The 5,802-nt window shown below is 70.0% G+C and carries 6 protein-coding genes; 3 read left to right on the forward strand and 3 right to left on the reverse strand.

Translation table 11 applies throughout. From position 1 onward, the window contains the following. Positions 1-547: YggS family pyridoxal phosphate-dependent enzyme (locus tag BQ9890_RS07005; RefSeq protein WP_078062293.1), on the forward strand; the 547-nt coding region annotated here is incomplete at its 5' end. A gap of 156 nt (positions 548-703) precedes the next feature. Here the strand turns inward: BQ9890_RS07005 and BQ9890_RS07010 are convergent. Both BQ9890_RS07010 and BQ9890_RS07015 read right to left on the reverse strand, forming a co-directional pair. After that, on the reverse strand, positions 704-1,753 hold the full coding sequence (locus BQ9890_RS07010; RefSeq protein WP_075890367.1) for a lipoate-protein ligase LplAB: 1,050 nt from the start codon (positions 1,751-1,753) through the stop codon (positions 704-706). A 402-nt stretch (positions 1,754-2,155) separates the two neighbouring features. Continuing rightward, entirely contained in the window at positions 2,156-3,859 is a 1,704-nt protein-coding gene (locus BQ9890_RS07015) for a (R)-citramalate synthase (RefSeq protein ID WP_075890369.1), read from the reverse strand. A 129-nt stretch (positions 3,860-3,988) separates the two neighbouring features. Between BQ9890_RS07015 and BQ9890_RS07020 the strand changes: the two genes are divergently transcribed. Next, positions 3,989-4,426 (forward strand): DUF1801 domain-containing protein, encoded by a 438-nt coding sequence (locus tag BQ9890_RS07020; RefSeq protein WP_075890371.1) that lies wholly within the window; start codon positions 3,989-3,991, stop codon positions 4,424-4,426. A 1-nt stretch (position 4,427) separates the two neighbouring features. Further along, positions 4,428-4,895 (forward strand): hypothetical protein, encoded by a 468-nt coding sequence (locus tag BQ9890_RS07025; RefSeq protein WP_075890373.1) that lies wholly within the window; start codon positions 4,428-4,430, stop codon positions 4,893-4,895. A 457-nt stretch (positions 4,896-5,352) separates the two neighbouring features. On the opposite strand, the gene BQ9890_RS15260 is transcribed toward BQ9890_RS07025, so the two are convergent. After that, positions 5,353-5,802, reverse strand: a 450-nt coding sequence (locus BQ9890_RS15260) for a transposase (protein WP_143226418.1), incomplete at its 5' end; no start/stop codon positions are given.

Raw genomic sequence — 5,802 nt, forward strand, 5'->3', positions numbered from 1 at the left:
CCCGGTGCTGCTGGGCCACAACCGCGTCCAGGAGGCACGGGCCACCGCCGAGGCGATCCGGGAGGTCCCCGGGGCCCGCATCCACCTCATCGGCCCCCTCCAGTCCAACAAGGTCAACCAGGCGCTGGGAGCCGTGGACCTCATCGAGACCGTGGACTCCACGGAGCTGGTGGAACGCCTCGACCACCGCGTGGGACGTCGTTTCCCCGTGTTCGTCCAGGTCAACACCTCCGGTGAGCCCTCCAAGCACGGATGCGCGCCCCAGGACATACCCGGCATCGTCGCGGCCGTGGAGATGGCCTCGCACCTCTACCTGCACGGGTTCATGACCGTCGGACTGCACTCCGCGGAGGAGTCCGCGGTGCGGGAGAGCTACGCGCGCCTGCGCCACGTGCGCGACAGCGCGGCCGAACGCCTGTGCACCACCGATGGTGACCTCGCACTGTCCATGGGGATGTCGGCCGACCTGGAGTGGGCGATCGCCGAGGGCGCGACCATCGTGCGCGTCGGGAGCGCCGTCTTCGGCCCCCGGCCACCTCTCCCCTGACCCGACCGAACCGCCTCCCCTTCACACGGGCCCTGCCCGGGGCGCCCGTGCTTCCGGTCCACCCCGAGCACCCGCTCCGCCCCCACACGCGCCGGGGCACCGCCGCTCGCGACGTGCCCCTCACCCAGGGGCGTCGCCCTCGTCAATGGAGGGGCGTCACGGCAGGCGGTGCACCCACTCCTCGGTGGCGAACTTCGTCCCGCAGCGCTCACGGGCGACCTCGAGGTCGTGCTCGGTGATGGTGCCCTCGGTGGCGCCGTACTTGTCGCGGAAGTGCTCGAAGAAGACGTCGAGGATCGCCTCGCGCTCCATGCCGGTCTGGGAGCGCATGGGATCGACCCGCTTGACCGCGCTGCGGGTGCCCTTGTCGCGCAGCTTCTCCTTGCCGATGCGGATGACCTCCATCATCTTCGCGGCGTCGATGTCGTAGGACATGGTGACGTGGTGGACCATGTAGCCGTTCGCGAACCTCTTCTGGGCCGCGCCGCCGATCTTGCCGGCCTCGGAGGCGATGTCGTTGAGGGGCACGTAGCGGGCCTTGACGCCGATCTTCTCCAGGACCTCCATGACCCACTGGTCCAGGAACGGGTAGGACTGCTCGAAGCTGAGTCCGTCCACCAGCGCAATGGGCACGACCAGGGAGTAGGTGACGCAGTTGCCGGGCTCCATGAACATGGCGCCCCCACCGGTGACGCGCCGGGAGACGGTGATGCCGTACTTGTCCACACCCTCCTGGTTGATCTCGTTGTCGTAGGACTGGAAGGAGCCGATGACCACCTGCGGCGCATTCCACTCCCACAGGCGCATGAAGGGCTTGCGGCGGCCGGCAGCGACCTCCTCGACCAGGGTCTCGTCCATGGCGACATTGAGCATCGGGTCCACGACCGGGCCGTGGATGACGTCGAAGTCGATGTCCTCCCAGCTCAGGGCGTGCCCGAGTGCCCGTCTCAGCGCGATGCCGATCCCCTCGGGTGTCACACCGAGGAGCGTGTCGGAGGGCAGCAGGGCGTCCTGGACGCGGGAGGCCGCCTCCGCCGCGGAGATCCCCGCGGGCGCGCCTTCGAGGGCGGCGGTGATGCGGCCCAGGGCGTCGTCGGGCTCCAGGAAGAAGTCGCCGGAGACCCTGAGGTCGTTGAGCACGCCCTCCGACTCCTCGACATCGATGACGACCAGCTTGCCGCCGGGGACCTTGTACTCACCATGCATGCCCCCATTGTCCGTCGCGCGCGGGCACGGGCACACCCGCGTCTCCCGTGGTGCGGCTCACGCTGCATTCCGGCTCCCCGGGTGGGCCCCTCCGGGGTCGACGCGGTGGGTGGCGACGAGGGCGCCCACGGGGGCGTGGTTCGCGGGTCCAGGGGGGCGTGGTTCGCGGGTCCAGGGGGGCGTGGTTCGCGCGTCCAGGGGGGCGTGGTTCGCGGGTCCGCGGGGGCGTGGTTCGCGGGTCCGCGGGGGCGTGGTTCGCCGACAAAGAAGGGCGGGTGATCATTGCCGCCCCCAGGAGCACGGACCCGGGATGTGCCCCCCGGCAGGGAGGGCGGAGGAGGGCTGACGTGCGCGATCGGAGGATCAACACACCGGGCCCGAACGTCTGGGGGACCGCGCTCCTCAGGCCTGCTCGACCACCAGCAGGGGGACCACGTCGGAGGCGAGCAGACCCCACCAGTAGCCGTCGAAGAGAGCCTCCCAGGACGCCTCGATGACATCGGTGCCGACCCCCACCGTGGACCACGTGCGTTTGCCGTCGCTCATGCGGATGAGAACCCGGATCGTGGCGTCGGTCCCGGCGTGCTGCTCGTCGAGGATCCGCACGCGGAAGTCCACCAGCTCGAAGTCCCCCACCACGGGGTAGTCGCGGATGAGGACTGCGCGCAGGGCGCGGTCCAGGGCATTGACAGGACCGTTGCCCTCGGCGGTGCGGATGTGGCGGCCGTCGGTGTGGACCTTGACGGTGGCCTCGGTCTGGGTGAACGGACGCCCCTCGACCTCGGCGATCTCCTGGGAGGACACCTTCCAGGACTCCACGCGCACGAAGCGCGGCAGGGTGCCCAACTCGTCGCGCAGGAGCAGCTCGAAGGAGGCATCGGCCGCGTCGTAGGTGTAGCCCTCCGCCTCGCGCTGCTTGACCACCCGCGCCATTTCCTGGGCGACGCCGGGCCGTCCCGACAGGTCCACACCGAGTTCCCGGGCCTTGAGCTCGATGCTGGCGCGGCCAGCCATCTCCGAGACGAGCATCCGCATCCCGTTGCCCACCAGGGCCGGGTCGATGTGCTGGTAGAGGTCGGGGTCCACCCGGATGGCCGAGGCGTGCAACCCCGCCTTGTGGGCGAAGGCGGACTGGCCGACGTAGGGGTCACGCGTGAAGGGGGCGATGTTGACCAGCTCGGAGAAGAGGCTGGAGACCGTGGACAGCCTCCCGATGGAGGACTCGGGGACGACCTCGTACCCGAGCTTGACCTGCAGGTTCGCCAGGCAGGTGAGCAGGTTCGCGTTGCCGGTGCGCTCCCCGTAGCCGTTGACGGTCCCCTGGACCTGCCGGGCCCCGGCCCCCACCGCGGCGAGCGTGTTGGCGACCGCGCAGCCGGTGTCGTTGTGGCAGTGGATGCCCAGGACGACGTGCCCGAACCCCTCGGCGTCCAGCAGCGCCCGCACCCGCGCCGTGACCTGCGCGATCGTGTCGGGCAGGTTGCCGCCGTTGGTGTCGCAGGGGATGACGGTGGAGGCTCCGGCACGGACCGCCTCCAGGAGTACGGCCAGGGCGTACTCGGGAGCCGGGACGGTGGCGTCGACCGGGCCGGTCCCGACAGGTACGCCTGCCGGGCCGGTCCCGACGGGTACTCCCGACCCCTCCTCCTCCGCGGCGAGCCCGTCGAAGAAGTGCTCGAGGTCCACCATCACCTCCGCGTCGCGCGCCAGGAAGGAGACGGTGTCGGCGACCATGCGGAGGTTCTCCTCCAGGGTCGTGTGCAGCGCGGAGACGACGTGGCGGGGATCCGCCTTGGCGACCAGCGTGATCACCGGCGCCCCACTGTCACGCAGGGCCAGCACCTGCGGGTCGTGGGCAGGATCGGCCCCCGGCTTCGTCGTGGACCCGAAGGCAGCGAGTCGGGCGTGGGCGAGCTCGAGGTCGCGGGCCCGCCGGAAGAACTCCGTGTCCTTCGGGATGGCTCCCGGCCATCCGCCCTCGATGACGTCGACCCCCAGGTCGTCGAGGACCTGCAGCGCTGCCAACTTGTCCGTGACCGAGAGGCTGATGCCCTCCTGCTGGGCACCGTCGCGCAGGGTCGTGTCGTAGAGGGAGACGCGAGTCATGGCGACAGTGTGTCAGCCGGGCGCGACGGGCGTGGCCGTCTCTCGCCACGTGGCGGGCGGGGGCGGGGCCTCGGGGCCTCGGGGCCGCCATCCCCCGCGGCGGTTGTCCGTCCTGCCTAGGCTTCTGCCATGGCGCAGAACAAGACCCGCCCCACCGACGTGCCGGTCGAGGACTTCCTCGCAACCGCCACCCCGCGCCGGCGCGAGGAGTCGCGTGTGCTCATCGACCTCATGCAGGGGATCACCGGGGAGCCGCCCGTCATGTGGGGCCCGAGCATCATCGGGTTCGGCTCCTACCACTACCGTTACTCCTCCGGACGCCAGGGGGATGCCGCGCTCGCCGCTTTCAGTCCCCGCAAGGCCCGCATGACCATCTACCTGCCTGACGGGTGCGCGCGCCACGCCGATGCCCTGGCTTCCCTGGGACCCGACTCGAGCACGGTGTCCTGCGTGTACGTCTCGCGGTTGTCCGACATCGACCTCGACGTGCTCAATGGCATCGTCACGGAGTCCGTGGCCCACATGCGCGCGCTCCCCGACCAGTCGCAACCCGCGGAGGAGTCCTGACATGGGTGCCGGGAACACTGCCCACGAGCCGGGCACGGAGGACGCCAGCCGCGAGTCGGGATCCCCGGACATCCCGCGCACGGTGGGGACTGTGGACGCCGCCCGGAGGACCACCGCATCCGGCGCCACTGCGAGGATCGGCTCGGAGTCGTTCGCCCGTTCGACCGGCATCGACTGGGAGGAGTGGCTCGTGCTCCTCGAACGCGCCGGGGGCGAGTCCCTCACCCACCGCCAGCTCGCCCGCGTGGCCGAAGCCCTCATCGAGGAACAGGGACCGTACCCCAACCCCGGCTGGTGGGCCCAGTCGGTCGCCATCGCCTTCGAGCGCCACACCGGTCGGCGTGCTCCCGGGCAGGTCGAGGACGGCACCTTCCTGGCGTCGTGTTCGCGCACATTGGCGGGGAGCCTCGACGAGATCGCCGCCGCATGGGCGCTCCGCGCGGGTGACGACCCCTCCCCCTGGGCCTGACCTGGCAGGGGGATGCGCGTCTGAGCAGCAGTGAGAGGTGGCGCTACTGGCGGCGTGGACTCTCCGACGGCACGCGGCTGAGCGTCTCGGTCGGTCGCTCCCCGCACGATGACCGGTGCGTGCTCACCCTCACCCACGAAGGTCTGCCCGATGTCGAGTCCCGGGAGCGCAGTCGCGCCGCATGGCGGGCCACCCTGCAGGAGGTGGCGGTTCTCCCGAAGTGACCCGAATGGCGACGTGGAGCCGCCGCGGGACGACATCGCACGGCCACAGGGCGACGGAACCCGGGTCGCTGTGCAGAAATGCACCCAGTTTCCCGGCACGATGGCCGTTGACTGATGCTCCGCGGGACAGTGCTCGTGCCTGACCTGCAACGATGTTCCGACCTGCGTCACGACTCGTCACACCGTGAAGCGAAAACTGGGTGCATTTCTGGCGCTCCTGACTCTTGTGTGGGTCATTGGCGGCCTGGGAGGGTGGGGCGGTGGCCTCCGAGGGTGAGCATGGCCATGGCGATGAGGGGCTGGGCTGTGTGGAAGCCGAATGCGACGCGGGTGATGAGGCGGATCTTGGTGTTGGTGGACTCGATGAGCCCGTTGGAGAGGTTGTGTTTGATCGCGGCGAGGATCCGGTCTCGGTGTTTGACGATGGTCTTGGACAGTTTCACGAACGCGGGGATCTGGCAGCGTCGCGCCCAGCTCAGCCACTTCTCCAGCGCGTCCACGGCGGCGTCGTAGGGAAGCTGGAACACCACACGTAAGCCCTCCTTGAGCAGGTAGGCGCGATGCAGCCTCGGGTCGGTCTTCGCGATCCACTCCAGCTTGACCTGCTGGTTCTCGGTCAAGTTCTCCGGGTTCTTCCACAACGAGTACCGGGCGCCCTTCAAGGCCTTCGCCCGCTCACAGGC

It is taken from the genome of Actinomyces provencensis, assembly GCF_900155435.1.
GTDB classification, from domain to species: domain Bacteria; phylum Actinomycetota; class Actinomycetes; order Actinomycetales; family Actinomycetaceae; genus Pauljensenia; species Pauljensenia provencensis.